Origin of the sequence: Lachnospira multipara LB2003 (assembly GCF_000702205.1) — a bacterium.
GTDB lineage: Bacteria > Bacillota > Clostridia > Lachnospirales > Lachnospiraceae > Lachnospira > Lachnospira multipara_A.
In genome coordinates this window covers 72084-86032 of the sequence record NZ_JNKW01000005.1, presented here as the reverse complement: position 1 = coordinate 86032, position 13949 = coordinate 72084, and the positions used below count along the sequence as shown (strand labels likewise).

The 13949-nt window shown below is 34.4% G+C and carries 11 protein-coding genes; all 11 read left to right on the top strand.

Going from position 1 to position 13949, the window contains the following annotated elements; genetic code table 11:
- Nucleotides 1-193 precede the first annotated feature (193 nt).
- The 11 genes from T537_RS0104340 (at nucleotide 194) to T537_RS0104290 (ending at nucleotide 13914) form a co-directional block, all read left to right on the top strand.
- On the top strand, nucleotides 194-1663 hold the full coding sequence (locus T537_RS0104340) for an MFS transporter (protein ID WP_031556515.1): 1470 nt from the start codon (nucleotides 194-196) through the stop codon (nucleotides 1661-1663).
- Nucleotides 1664-1680: 17 nt separating this feature from the next.
- Nucleotides 1681-2052: a TM2 domain-containing protein gene (locus tag T537_RS0104335; protein ID WP_031556514.1), complete on the top strand. Its 372-nt coding sequence runs from the start codon at nucleotides 1681-1683 to the stop codon at nucleotides 2050-2052.
- A 61-nt stretch (nucleotides 2053-2113) separates the two neighbouring features.
- Nucleotides 2114-3856, top strand: coding sequence for a glycoside hydrolase family 3 protein (locus tag T537_RS0104330; protein WP_031556513.1), 1743 nt, complete (start codon nucleotides 2114-2116; stop codon nucleotides 3854-3856).
- Nucleotides 3857-3876: 20 nt separating this feature from the next.
- Entirely contained in the window at nucleotides 3877-4713 is an 837-nt protein-coding gene (locus T537_RS0104325) for an HAD family hydrolase (RefSeq protein WP_027437956.1), read from the top strand.
- A gap of 16 nt (nucleotides 4714-4729) precedes the next feature.
- The gene (uxuA, locus tag T537_RS0104320) at nucleotides 4730-5776 is read left to right on the top strand and encodes a mannonate dehydratase (protein WP_027437957.1); all 1047 of its coding nucleotides are present in this window, start codon (nucleotides 4730-4732) and stop codon (nucleotides 5774-5776) included.
- A 32-nt stretch (nucleotides 5777-5808) separates the two neighbouring features.
- Nucleotides 5809-6651 carry an SDR family oxidoreductase gene (locus tag T537_RS0104315; protein WP_031556512.1) on the top strand — a complete coding sequence of 281 codons (843 nt, stop codon included), beginning with the start codon at nucleotides 5809-5811 and terminating at the stop codon, nucleotides 6649-6651.
- A gap of 244 nt (nucleotides 6652-6895) precedes the next feature.
- Nucleotides 6896-7447, top strand: coding sequence for a hypothetical protein (locus T537_RS0104310; protein ID WP_031556511.1), 552 nt, complete (start codon nucleotides 6896-6898; stop codon nucleotides 7445-7447).
- Between the two features lie 20 nt (nucleotides 7448-7467).
- On the top strand, nucleotides 7468-8340 hold the full coding sequence (locus tag T537_RS0104305) for a LysR family transcriptional regulator (RefSeq protein WP_031556510.1): 873 nt from the start codon (nucleotides 7468-7470) through the stop codon (nucleotides 8338-8340).
- 137 nt (nucleotides 8341-8477) lie between these two features.
- Nucleotides 8478-10421 carry an oxidoreductase gene (locus tag T537_RS0104300; RefSeq protein WP_031556509.1) on the top strand — a complete coding sequence of 648 codons (1944 nt, stop codon included), beginning with the start codon at nucleotides 8478-8480 and terminating at the stop codon, nucleotides 10419-10421.
- Nucleotides 10422-10468: 47 nt separating this feature from the next.
- A complete protein-coding gene (locus T537_RS0104295) occupies nucleotides 10469-11701 on the top strand; it encodes an L-lactate MFS transporter (protein WP_031556508.1) in 1233 nt (410 codons plus the stop codon).
- 173 nt (nucleotides 11702-11874) lie between these two features.
- Nucleotides 11875-13914 carry a methyl-accepting chemotaxis protein gene (locus T537_RS0104290; protein WP_031556507.1) on the top strand — a complete coding sequence of 680 codons (2040 nt, stop codon included), beginning with the start codon at nucleotides 11875-11877 and terminating at the stop codon, nucleotides 13912-13914.
- Nucleotides 13915-13949 lie beyond the last annotated feature (35 nt).

Genomic DNA, 13949 nt, shown 5'->3' with positions numbered 1-13949 from the left:
ATGTTAAAACTGTAACAATTGTATACAATATACTAGCATAATATGTATATATTTTAGCATAAAATTAATGCTAATAAATAGTAATATTAAATATGTGCTAGAATAAAGTAATATTGTACGAGAAGAAAAAGGGATTAGCATTTATACTGACAATACAAGAAAAATCACTTAAATTTGAAGGAGAAAATGTATTATGGGAAAAGATGAACAGGGAATTCATAAAGCTAAATTATGGCAATTATTTGGGTTTTCCCTCAATAATGTAGCAACAAATATGTATTTATGGTTAATGACTTTCATTTCCTATTATTTGACAGGAATGATTGGAGTTGGTGTTGTATTAGCATCATCACTTGTAACAGTTATGAGAATCTGGGACGGTGTTTCAGATCCATTTATTGGTTTTGTGGTAGATAAGACAAACGGTAAATTTGGTAAAAATAGACCTTTCGTTGTTATTGGTCAAGTAATAATGATTTGTATGAGTGCAATAATGTTTTTTGTTGTACCAAATTTTCCTAAGGCGTTTAGATTTGTAGCTTTTGTTGTTTTCTATGCTTTCTATATTGTTGGTTACACATTACAGTGTGTAGTTACAAAATCAGCTCAGACTTGTATGACTAATGATCCTAAGCAAAGACCATTATTATCAGTATTTATTGGACTTGGTAATGCTATTTTCTTTGCAGCTATGCCATATTATTCATACACATACCTTTTAAAGAAACATCACTTTAGCTTTAACATGGATTTCTTTACTGAACACTGGATATTCTGTGTAATCTTCTCAGTTGTATGTTCTGTAATCGTTATAATCTCTTTAATTGAGAAGGATAGAGAAGAATTCTATGGTATTGGTGGAGTTTCAAAAGTTTCATTTAAGGACTATGTTGAAATTATTAAGAATAATAGAGCAATTCAGATGTTAGTTGTATCTGCATCAACAGATAAGCTTGCTGTTCAGGCAAAGGGTGATGCAACAATTACTCTTATTGTTTATGGTATTGTTTGTGGCAACGCAGCAGTTTCAGGCGTGTTAAATGCCTATACAATTATTCCTAATATGATTTTTATCATATTTATAGCTGGTTTAGTTTCAGCTAAGTTTGGTCAGAAAAAATCAATGCAGATTGGTTCATGGGGAGCATTATTTAGCTGTGTAGCTTTAATTCTTCTCTTTGTGCTTGGAGATCCAACAACTCTTAGTCTTCCAGGAGATGGCGTATTTAAGGGTTGGACAGTATTCACAGTACTATTCTTAGTATTTACACTTCTTTATAACGGCTTTAATACAGTTTGCTCTAATGTAGTTATTACAATGACAGCTGACTGTGCTGATTATGAAGTTTATAGAAGTGGAAAGTATGTGCCTGGTATGATCGGTACATTATTTAGTTTTGTAGATAAGTTAATTTCATCACTTGCTTCAACAATTGTTGGTTTAATGTGCGCAGCTATAGGCTTTACACATGCACTTCCAACTGCAGAGACACCTTATAGTACTAAGTTATTTATTATTGGTATGGTTGGTATGTATGGCTTAATTTTATTTGGCCTTATCTGTAACATTATTGCAATGAAGTTCTATCCATTATCTAAGGATAAGATGAACGAAATACAAGAAGAAATTGCAAGAATTAAGGAACAGAATAAGATCGCATAGAATAGGAGAGTTTAAAAATGCTAAATAAGGAACTTTCTAAAGATGAAAAAGTAGATATTAATGAGTTTATTGCTGCTGAACAAGAATTAAGTAATCTTAAAAAAGAATTAGAAATTAAGCAAAAAACACATATATGGAAGAAGATACTTAATTTAATTGTTGATCACAAAGAAAAAAGACTTCCAGTTAGAATAAGTAAGAAAAAATATTGCCTTCTTGCTTTGTTTGGAGGAATTTTTGGGATTCATCAGTTTGCGGTAAAGAAATATATTACTGGCGTTATTTATTTATTAGTTAGTTTTACAGGTCTATCTTTTGCTATGAGTATTTTAGACATTTGGTATGCGGCATTTTTAAAAAGCGATGAAGATAAGCGTGTAATCATTTAGAAGTAAGCAAATGATAATATAGATATTTTTTGATTGTATTAATAAGAACAGGAGAAACAAAATGGTAGATTTAAAGAAAAGTCCATTTAATTTGGATGATTCACAGATTCAGTGGGTAGAAGAAACAATTAATTCAATGTCAATTGATGAAAAAATCGGACAGCTTTTTGTATTGTTAAAGGCAGTTCCAGGAGTTGATGAGGAGAAGATAAAGGAAAGCTTAGAAGTATCTCACCAAGGTGGTCTTCGCTGGCAGGGTGGAGATAATGAAACAGTTTACCATCAGAACTCTTTTTATCAGAAGACAAGTAAGACTCCTTTATTTATAGCTGCTAACTGTGATGATGGTGGAATCGGTGTAAGTAAAAGTGGTACTTTTGTAGCTACCGCAGCAGAATGTGGTGCAGGTGGAAATACTGAAAATGCATATAACTTAGGTTATGTAGCAGCTAAAGAAGCATCAGCACTTTGCTGTAACTGGATGTTTAATCCTGTAGTTGATATCTATAAGAACTGGAGAAATACAATCGTTAATACAAGAAGCTTTGGTTCTGATCCAGAAAAGGTGTTAGAAAATGCTAGAGCTTATATAAAGGGTGTTAAGGCAGCTAATCCTAATATGGCATGTACAGCTAAGCATTTCCCAGGTGATGGTGTTGAAGAATTAGATCAGCATCTTGTTATGGGTGTTAATAATATGTCCGTTGAAGAATGGGAAGATAACTTTGGTTATGTATATAGAAGTCTTATTAAGGAAGGCCTTGAGGCAATTATGGTAGGACATATTGCTCTTCCAGAAATGTCTAGAAAGTTAGTACCTGGTATTAAGGATGAAGATATTAAGCCAGCTACACTTTCAAAAGAATTATTAACAGACCTTTTAAGAGAGGATATGGGCTTTAATGGTGTTGTAATTACAGATGCTTCACACATGGTTGGCCTTAGTGCAACAAGCAAGCGTTCAGAGGCAGTTCCAGGAGCAATTATTGCAGGTTGTGATATGTTCCTTTTTGCCAACGATGTTAAAGAAGATATTGGTTATGTTAAGAAGGCTTATGAAGAAGGCAGATTAACAGAGGAAAGATTAAGTGATGCCCTTCACAGAATCTTAGGCCTTAAGGCTCATTTACATCTTAATAGCCCAGATAGAAATATTCCAGCTAAGGACCTTTCTATTATTGGTTGTGAAGAACATCATAAATTTGCCATTAAGGCAGCTAAAGAATGTATAACTCTTGTTAAGGATACAAGAAATAACATTCCAGTAGATGTCAATAAAAAGAAGAGATTATTCTTAGTTTATGTAGGTTCAACACCAACAACTAAGGGTTATACAGGAGATCCTGTTAAAAATGTAGTTATAGAGGAGCTAGAAAAAGCTGGTTTTGAAGTAGATGTGTGTCCTAACTATCATGACCTTGAAGTTGAAAATGGTGTTTCACCAATGAACTTTATTAAGATGTTAAATCATCAGACAAGACAGAGCTTTGTAGAAAGCCATGATTTAGCACTTATTGTTGTAAACGTAAAGGGATATGCACAGGAAAATAATGTAAGACTTCGTTGGAGTGTAAATCACAGTTGTGAGCTTCCTTGGTATAACGAAGAAGTACCTACAATTGCTATGAGTTTAAATTACACAAATCATTTAATTGATTTACCTCAAATTCATACATTTATTAATGCTTATTCACCAAAGAGAGAACATATTAGAGCAGCAATTGAGAAGATGATAGGTTTAGATACATTTAATGGTAAAGCAGATGAGACTGTATTCTGTGGCCGTTGGGATACAAGATTATAGTTTCTTAGAAAGGAATAGCTATGGTTAATTTAAGTGAATTTAAGAAAAATAAAGACTTTTTAATCTGCGTTGATAGCGATGGTTGTGCTATGGATACTATGGATATTAAGCATTTTAATTGCTTTGGACCATGTATGGTAGCTGAATGGAACCTATCTAAGTGGAATGATGAAATTCTAGTTAGATGGAATGAGATTAATCTTTATAGCATGACAAGAGGTATCAATAGATTCGCTGGGCTTGCTAAGGCATTAGATGAGATTAATAAAAAATACTGCGAAATACCGTATATTGATGAGTTTTTAAGTTGGACTGAAACTGCAGCAGAATTAAGTAATAGAGCTGTTGAAAAAATGTTTAAGGATACAGGATGTCCTATTTTTTCTAAGGCTTTAAACTGGTCTAATGCAGTTAACAAGTCTATTAATGAATTAGATGATAGTTTGAAGAAACCTTTCGATAATGTCCTAGAGGGGTTAAAGATGGCACACACTGTTGCTGACATTGCAGTTGTTTCAAGTGCCAATAGGGAAGCAGTAGTGGAGGAATGGCAGCGATTTAAGTTAACAGACTATGTTGATTGCTTATGCTGCCAGGACTCTGGTACTAAGGCTTTATGTATTGAGAAGCTTAAGAGTTTAGGCTATGAAAATGATCACATTTTAATGGTTGGTGATGCGCCAGGAGATATGGCAGCAGCTAAATCAAATGATGTTTATTTTTATCCTATACTTGTTCGCCATGAAAAAGAATCATGGGAAGAGTTAAAAACAAAGGGAATCTCTAAATTAACCGAGCTTGATTATAAGGAATATGGTCAGGTAAAGGAACAAGAATTTATAGATAATTTAAAGTAAGGATTGGAGAAAAACTATGAAGAGTTCATTTCGTTGGTATGGTGATAGTGATCCTGTCACATTAGAATTTATTAGACAAATTCCAGGTATGCGTTCTATTGTATCTGCTGTATATGATGTTAAACCTGGTGAAGTTTGGCCAGAAGAAAGCATTAAGTATATTGCTGATAAGTGCAAGGAAAATGGTCTTGTATTTGATGTTGTTGAATCTATTCCTGTAACAGAAGAAATTAAGCTTGGTACTAAGGAAAGAGATAGACACATTGAAAACTATTGTGAATCAATTAGAAGATGTGCTAAGTACGGTGTTAAGTGTGTAACTTATAACTTTATGCCAGTATTTGACTGGACACGTACTCAGCTTGATAAAAAGGCAGAAGATGGTTCTACAAGCCTTGTTATGTATTGGAATCAGTTAAAGGGTCTTGATCCTTTAAAGGATGATATTCATCTTCCAGGTTGGGATTCAAGCTATACACAGGACCAGGTTAGAGAACTTATTAAAGCTTATGGAGAATTAGGTGAGGAAGGTCTTTGGGAGAACATTAAGTATTTCCTTGAAAGAGTTATTCCTGTTGCTGAGGAATGTGGTGTAGTTATGGCACTTCATCCAGATGATCCTCCATATCCAATTTTTGGTCTTCCTAGAGTAATCACTTGTGAAGCTAATATTGATAGATATCTTTCAATTGTAGATAGTCCATCTAATACATTATGTTTCTGTACTGGTTCTCTTGGATGTTCACCTAAGAATGATATTCCAGCAATGGTAAGAAAGTATTCAGAAATGAAGAGAATCGGATTTATGCATCTTAGAAATGTAAGAATCTTAGAGGATACTTCTTTTGAAGAATCTGGACATTTAACAAAGGACGGAAGTCTTGATATGAATGCTATTGTTAAGGCATTAGTTGAAACAGGATTTGATGGATACTTTAGACCAGATCACGGACGTATGATTTGGGGTGAAACAGGTAAGCCAGGTTATGGCCTATATGATAGAGCTCTTGGCTCAGCTTATATTAACGGACTTATTGAAGCTAATGGCGGAGTTATTGAATAAAAAAGACATTTATGAAAGGAAGTATTAGAATTATGAATTTACCTTTAAACATTGATTTTACAGGAAAAGTTGTAGTAGTAACAGGTGCAGGTGGAGTTTTATGTAGTGATATGGCAAGAGCTTTTGCACAGGCTGGCGCTAAGGTAGCTTTACTTGATCTTAACGAAGAAGCAGTTAAGAAGGTTGCTGAAGAATTAACAGCAGAAGGTTTTATTGCTAAGGGTTATAAGGCAAATGTACTTGAACCAGAAATGTTAGAAGAAGTACATCAGGCTATCTTAAAGGATTTCGGTCCTTGTGACATTTTAGTAAACGGTGCTGGTGGAAATAATCCAAGAGCAACAACAGATAACGAATATCAGCATGAAGCTAAGGAAGGTCAGAAGACTTTCTTTGATCTCGATGCTTCAGGAGTTGACTTTGTATTTAAGCTTAACTTCCAGGGAACATTAATCCCTACTCAGATTTTTGCTAAGGATATGGTAGAGAAGAAGTCTGGTAGCATTCTTAATATTTCGTCTATGAATGCTTATACACCACTTACAAAAATCCCTGCATATTCAGGAGCTAAGGCAGCTATTAGTAACTTCACTCAGTGGCTTGCTACACATTTTGCTGGTACAGGAATTCGTTGCAATGCAATCGCTCCAGGATTCTTAGTATCTAACCAGAACAGAGCACTCTTATTTAATGAAGATGGTACTCCAACAGCTCGTTCTGAGAAGATTTTAAAGGGTACACCAATGGGACGTTTCGTTGATAGCGAAGAATTACTTGGTGGTGTATTCTTCCTTTGCGACGATAAGGCAGCTAGCGCAATTACAGGCGTTGTACTCCCTATCGATGCAGGTTTCTCTGCTTATTCTGGTGTATAATTCTAATATGCATCATAATAATATATCTTAATTTCCTTAAATATAGCTAAAAAAAGAGGTACTTTGACCATTATCAACTAAGAAATTAGATGAAGGTTAAGTACTTCTTTTTTTTACTAAGATTTTTGGAAACTATAATCTTAGTATTAATATTAAATGCGCAGTTTTAAAATTTTGGAAAAAACTAGTTTCATGTTATAATACATTCAAGTATTTTTGACATCAAAGGAGATATTGTATTTTTATGAAAAGAAAAGCCAAAAAATTATTACTAGTTATTGTCATAATGATACTCTCGATTAATATTGTTAATTGCAATCATGTTAGTCAGAAAAATGAAAATGAGTTAAATAAGACGGGTAGTAATATCGAAACAAGTAAGAGCACAAACAATGTTAATGAATCAACAGAAATGAATAGTGCAAAATCAACTAATTTGTCTGAGAAGATAGATTACGATCTAACAACAATGAGTCAGACTTTTTGCTATGCAACTGTAGATGATATGATGAGAAATCCAGCTAGATATTTAGGTAAGACAGTAAAGATGAAAGGACAGTATTATGCTACATATGATGAGTCCAATAATACATATTATACATTTTGCTTGATTTCTGATGCCCTTGGATGCTGTTCGTCAGGAATGGAATTTGTCTGGGGCGATGGTAGCCACATTTATCCAAAGGAATATCCAGAGGATAAGGCAGAGGTAACTGTATGTGGAATATATGCTGTTTATGAGGAGAACGGAGAAAAGTATTGCAGAATAGAGAATGCAACTTTAACTCTTAATTAGTGAATTGAAAGGAAGAACTTATGCAACTAAAAGATATTCGTAGTTTTATAGAATGTTATGAAACAAGAAGTATTAATAAGGCCTCTAAAACTTTGTATATTAGTCCACAGGGCTTAGGTAAGATACTAGACAGATTAGAATTAGAGTTGCATATAAAGCTTTTTGAAAGGACTAAGACAGGACTAATTCCAACAAAAGCTGGCATTATTTTTTATGAAAAAGGGCAGCAGATACTTCGTGATACTGATGATTTAGAAAAAGAATTAGGCAAATTAAAGAGGGAAAAAGAACTATTTAGAGTTGGATATTCCTGTGGATTATCAAGATCTCTTTCTTTGGATAAAATGGACTTCTTCCAAGATAAATTTAGTAATTATGAGCTAATATGGGAGGAGGGTCAAAATCCAGATATTAAGCAAAAACTAATAGCTGGAGATTTGGATGTGGCATTAGTTATTGGTCGTTTAGCTGCTTCAGATTATGTTGAGCAGGAAATAAACAGTAGGGACTTATGCGCGGTTATTCCTAAGGGACATGACTACTATAATAGGGATAAATTAGAAATAAATGACTTGAAAGAGAAAAATATTATTATACTTAATGAAAAATATCAGTCATATCACAACTTTGTACAGTCATGTGAGCATGCAGGTTTTTATCCTAGTATTAAGATTAAGACCATGGAAGCTGCTATGATTTATGAATTTGTAGAAAATGGTCTTGGTATTGGAATTGATGTGAATATTCATAAGGGAGGCAGTATTAACAAAGATATTAAGTTAATTCCTATTGTGGATGCAATTCCGTGGGCTATTTATGTAGCATTTAATAAGAAAAATAAAGATAGTGCAATAATAAAAGAGTTCATAAAAAAGATAATCAAGAAGAAATAAGAATAATATTATATCTAAGTAGGTAGAAACAAATTGTTTCTACCTACTTATTTTTTGTTGATAGATTGATAAAAAAAGGAGTGTTAAAATTATAACAAATGAATGTTAATTTTTTAACACATATGGAGGTAATATCAATGGAAAGAAAGTATCCACATTTAACAAGTCCCATAACTGTTGCTGGTGTAACTTTTAGAAACAGAATGTTCTCAGCTCCAATGGGTGGAACAGATATAACTAATGATGGCTGTATTGGTCCTAAGTCTACAGCTTTTTATGAACTTCGTTCTAAGGGCGGTGCTGGTGCAGTTACTGTTTCAGAATGTATGGTTCATGAATCTGATGGAAGTCATGCATACAGACTTAATCCAGCAATTCTTAATTCTTTAGCATGTGCAACTTATACAGCAGATGCAATTAGAAGACATGGTGGTATGCCTTCATTAGAGCTTTCTCATTCTGGTATGTTTGCTGGAACATACATGACAGATAAGACAAAGCAGAAGACTATGAAGCAGTGGGGTCCAATGGACACAGTTAGACCTGATGGCGTTGAAGTTCAGGGTATGACTAAGGAAATGATTGATGAAATCGTTAAGTCTTATGGTGATGTTGCTGCTATGGCAAAGCGTGCCGGTTTTGAAATGATTATGGTACATGGTGGTCATGGCTGGCTTATAAATCAGTTCCTTTCACCATTATTTAACCAAAGAACAGATGAATATGGCGGAAGTCTTGAGAATAGATGTAGACTTGCTAAGGAAATTCTTACTTCTATTAGAAATGCAGTAGGTCCACGTTTCCCAATTGAATTTAGAATGTCTGGTTCTGAGTTCTGTGAAGGTGGTTACGGTCTTGAAGAAGGAATTGAAATTGCTAAGCAGCTTGAAGACTATGTAGATATTCTTCATGTTTCAGCTGGTACATATCAGAAGACATTTGGTATTACACATCCTTCTATGTTTGAAGAACATGGACGTAACGTGTTCCTTGCAGCAGAAATTAAGAAGCATGTTAAGGTTCCAGTAGCTACAATTGGTGGTCTTAATGATCCAGCTCAGATGGAAGAAATTATTGCATCTGGAAAAGCTGATATTGTTTATATGGGACGTGCACTTCTTGCAGATCCATATTTACCACAGAAGATTACAGAGAATCGTGATGATGAGATTGTTCGTTGCTTAAGATGCTTTACATGTATGGCAGAGCGTGCAGCTACATCTACACGTCGTTGTACAGTTAACCCTCTTATTGGACGTGAAATTGAGGGTGATGAGGTATGTCCTGCACCAGTTAAGAAGAAGGTATTAGTAGCTGGTGGTGGTCCTGGTGGACTTTATGCAGCATATACAGCAGCAAGACGTGGTCATGAAGTAATTCTTTGTGAGAAGGAAGATGAACTTGGTGGAATTCTTAAGAGTGAGCAGGCTCTTCCATTTAAGTATGAAATGTATCAGTTAACAGCTACATATGAAAAATTAGCTAGAAAAGCTGGTGTTGAAATTAGACTTAATACAGAAGTAACTAAGGAATATGCAGAAAAAGAAAATGCAGATGCATTAATTATTGCAGTTGGTTCATCTCCACTTGTTCCACCAATTCCTGGTCTTGATGGTGATAATGTAGTTGTAGTTAATAACTACTATAAGGAAAAAGACAAAGTTACTGACAAGGTTGTTGTAATGGGTGGTGGCCTTGCAGGTTGCGAATGTGCTATTCACTTAGGTATGGAAGGTAAGCATGTAGAACTTATTGAAATGCGTGATCAATTAGCTCCAGATGCGAATGTACGTCATCGTCCTTTATTATTAAAGGAAATTGATAAATATGTAACTGTTCATACAGGATTTAAAGCAGTTAAGGTAACTTCAGAAGGTGTTGTATGTGAAAATGCACAGGGTGAAGAAGTGTTAGTTCCTGGCGAAAGCGTAATTTGTGCATTAGGACAGCGCTCACGTACAGATATGGTTGAGGCTTTACGAAACACAGCTCCTTTCGTTCGTGTAATTGGTGATGCAGCTAAGGTTTCTACTATAACTAATGCTGTATATTGGGGTTATCATGCCGCTCTTGATATTTAATTTTTAGCAGAAAATACAAAAGTAAATTTAATGAATTGGAGATTTTTATGGATAAGAAAAGATGGGTCGTTTTGATCGCATGTTGTTTTATTAACCTTGTATTAGGTTCTATTTATGCTTGGAGTGTATTCTCTTCAGCAATGGCAGGTTATTTTAATAATTCACTTGGACTTAGTGTTACAGCTGGTGATTTAGCTTTAGTTTATACAATAGCTAATTCTGTTGGACCTATTACTATGATTACTGGTGGTTGGTTTAATGATCATATGGGACCAAAGAGAGTAATTTTAGTTGGTGGTATTATGTGGGGTCTTGGAATGTTCCTTTCAGGATTTGCTACAAGCGTAGGTTTCTTAATTGTTACTTACGGTATCATTGGTGGTTTAGGTCTTGGTATGGCATATGGTAGTACAGTATCTACTTGTGTTAAGTTTTTCCCTGATAAGAGAGGTCTTATTGGTGGTATAACTACTGCAGTTTATGGTATGAGTTCAGTAATCTTACCTCCAATTGTTACTGCAATTGTAGATAAGACAAGCGCACCATTTGCATTCAAGGCAGTAGGCGTTGCATTTATTGTTCTTATTATTATTTCAGTATTATTTGTTGAGCAGTGTCCACAGGATTATAAGCCAGCAGGATGGAATCCACCTGTAAAGGCTGCTTTTAACAGAGAACAAAAGGATTGGAAGGGTATGATTAAGACACCAGAGTTTTATGTTATGCTTTTCTTACTTACATGTGGTGCTTTTTCAGGTATGATGATTACTTCTCAGGCATCATCAGTAGCTCAGAGTATGGTAGGTATGACACCTGCAGCTGCTGCTATAGCAGTTTCTGTAATCGCTTTATTTAATGCATTTGGTAGAATTTTTGCAGGTTTCTTATCAGATAAATTAGGTAGAATTAATGCACTTTCAATCGCATGTGTATTATCAATTGTTGGTTTAGCATGTCTATTCTTATCATCAGATAGTCAGTCTGTTGCATTATTCTATGTTGGCGTATCAGTTGTTGGCATAAGTTATGGTTCATTTATGGGAGTTTATCCAGGCTTTACAGCTGATCAGTATGGTCCAAAGAACAACAGTGTTAACTATGGTATTATGTTCATTGGTTTTGCTATTGCAGGTTACTTTGGTCCTCAGATTATGCGTAATACTTTTGCAAGTACGGGAGAATATAAGACAGCATTCATGTATGCAATTTGCTTTGCAGTAATTGGTCTTGTATTTACATTCTTGTTCAGATTGGTTACAAGAAGAAAATCTTCTAATTAATTCTATATAGGTTTAAAGGCATAGGTACTTAATTGTACCTATGCTTTTTTATGTTAAAAATCTAATTTGAATTGCTGCATATGCTTGTATATCTTCAGAATAAAAGCTATAATAATACTAAGTAACAGACGTGAAAAACTGAATAAGTATGCAAAAGATAGGAGATATTATCTATGAACGAGAAAAACGCTTTAATGGATGGAACGGCTAAGCCAAAAGTCAAAAGGAGTATTAGTACTACCTTGTTAATTGCTATTTTACCTGTTATAGCAATTGGAATTATAGTAATCATTTTTTTCCTTAATCAACAGGCTTCATCTTCTATGATGGAATTATCTAAGATGGATTTACAGGCTGAAACAGAAAAAAATGCAAGTAAATTAGGTTCACCATTTCAAATGCTGACATCAAAATTTGGTATGTATGCAGATACCTTAGAGAATGTAGAGTTTGAAAACCATGATGCTATATTGGAATATATAACTCCTTCTGTAAATTATCAGCCGATTGAGAATACTGGTATTTATCTTGGCTTTGAAGATGACAGTTATATGTTTGCTAATGGTACAATTCAGGAGGCTTCATGGAGACCTACCCAAAGAGATTGGTATAAATTTGGCATGCAAAATGATACTTTTAAAATAACAGATGCATATGTTGATGCAGCTACGAAGGTTTTATGTGTTACATTTGCTAGAAGAGTAGATTTGTATGATGGTACTAAAGCTGTAATGGCTATGGATGTATTTTTAAATGATTTAAATGAAGAGGTTTCTGGTCTAACTCCTATGTCTACAGGTAGATCAGCTGTTATTTCAGAAACACAATTTATTTCGTATAGTGATTCAAGTTTAAATGGTACGTTAATTTCAAGTGCTAATAGTAAATATCTTAATGAACTTGTACAGTATGCTTATAATACATCAGAGACAGAAGTAATTGATTTAAAGATGGATAATGGTACTAAGAATTATGTATCTAAGTATGATATACCGGGTACTACATGGGTTCTTGTATCAGTTGTGGCAGAAAAGGATGTTCTTGCAAAATCTGTCCACTTTAGAATTGTTGCAATTATTATTATGTTGGTTGTACTTGTAATTGTAACAGCGGTTATTCTTGTTGCTATTAACAGAATTATTACAAAACCTGTTGGCAGCCTTACAGATAGTATTTTAAATATTTCTAATGGTGATTTTACAACTACTATGCCAGCAAGCAGTGGTGATGAAATTGGACTTATCAGTATTGAAATGTCTAATTATGTAGACAAGATGAAAGAAACCATTAGTGAAATTATGGAGAGAGCTGACCAATTACAAAGAGAGTCAGACACATCTAAGGAAGCTTCTAACTTTATGGCAAAGGAAGCTAAGGATCAGTCAGTTTCAATGGAACAGATTGAAGAGGCAATGGATGGAATTTCAAGAGCTGTTACAGAGCTTGCACAAAATGCAACAGACCTTGCACAGTCAATCTCAGATTTAACAGAGAATGGTAATGAAACTAACCAGGTAATGTTAAATCTTGTAAAGCAGGCTGATGTCGGCAAAAAGGATATGATTAATGTTGAACAGAACATGGATCGTATTACTGAATCAATGGGTGAAATGAATGATGTTGTTAATGTAGTAAGGACATCTGCAGATAAGATTAACGAGATTGTTAGAATGATTGATTCTATTTCAGAACAGACTAACCTCTTATCACTTAATGCAAGTATTGAAGCTGCAAGAGCAGGTGAAGCAGGTAAGGGATTTGCTGTTGTTGCTGGAGAAATTGGAAATCTAGCTTCTAACAGTCAGGATGCAGCTAAGGATATTGCTAATATTATTCATGAAATTACAGATGAGATTGCTAAACTTACTGATAAATCTCAAAACAATATGGAGGCTATTGGAGAGAGTAGCGAGGCTGTTAAAAAGGCAGGAGATAGCTTCTCTGTTATTATTAAGGAACTTGATAGTGCTGCAGGAATCATGCAATCTATGATTGGCTTGATGAATGATGTTAATGATATTGCTTCTAATGTAGCTGCAATTTCACAGGAGCAGTCAGCAAGTTCAGAAGAAGTTGTTGCAACGGTAGAAAATTTAGTTGTTTCTGCTAACGATATTGCAGATAGAAGCAGTCATGTTGAGGATTCAGCAAACTCTGTTTCTCAATCGGCAGATTCTATTAATGGATTACTTAATCAGTTTACAATTGAATAAATTAGACATTAAATAAAGTAAAAGTGTGGATGGGT

Bases quoted from the DNA above. Each gene is read 5' to 3' on its own strand.
- T537_RS0104340 (WP_031556515.1), top strand. From the start codon at position 194: ATGGGAAAAGATGAACAGGGAATTCATAAAGCTAAATTATGGCAATTA.
- T537_RS0104300 (WP_031556509.1), top strand. From the start codon at position 8,478: ATGGAAAGAAAGTATCCACATTTAACAAGTCCCATAACTGTTGCTGGT.
- T537_RS0104325 (WP_027437956.1), top strand. From the start codon at position 3,877: ATGGTTAATTTAAGTGAATTTAAGAAAAATAAAGACTTTTTAATCTGC.
- uxuA (WP_027437957.1), top strand. From the start codon at position 4,730: ATGAAGAGTTCATTTCGTTGGTATGGTGATAGTGATCCTGTCACATTA.
- T537_RS0104290 (WP_031556507.1), top strand. From the start codon at position 11,875: ATGAACGAGAAAAACGCTTTAATGGATGGAACGGCTAAGCCAAAAGTC.
- T537_RS0104305 (WP_031556510.1), top strand. From the start codon at position 7,468: ATGCAACTAAAAGATATTCGTAGTTTTATAGAATGTTATGAAACAAGA.
- T537_RS0104295 (WP_031556508.1), top strand. From the start codon at position 10,469: ATGGATAAGAAAAGATGGGTCGTTTTGATCGCATGTTGTTTTATTAAC.
- T537_RS0104315 (WP_031556512.1), top strand. From the start codon at position 5,809: ATGAATTTACCTTTAAACATTGATTTTACAGGAAAAGTTGTAGTAGTA.
- T537_RS0104330 (WP_031556513.1), top strand. From the start codon at position 2,114: ATGGTAGATTTAAAGAAAAGTCCATTTAATTTGGATGATTCACAGATT.
- T537_RS0104335 (WP_031556514.1), top strand. From the start codon at position 1,681: ATGCTAAATAAGGAACTTTCTAAAGATGAAAAAGTAGATATTAATGAG.
- T537_RS0104310 (WP_031556511.1), top strand. From the start codon at position 6,896: ATGAAAAGAAAAGCCAAAAAATTATTACTAGTTATTGTCATAATGATA.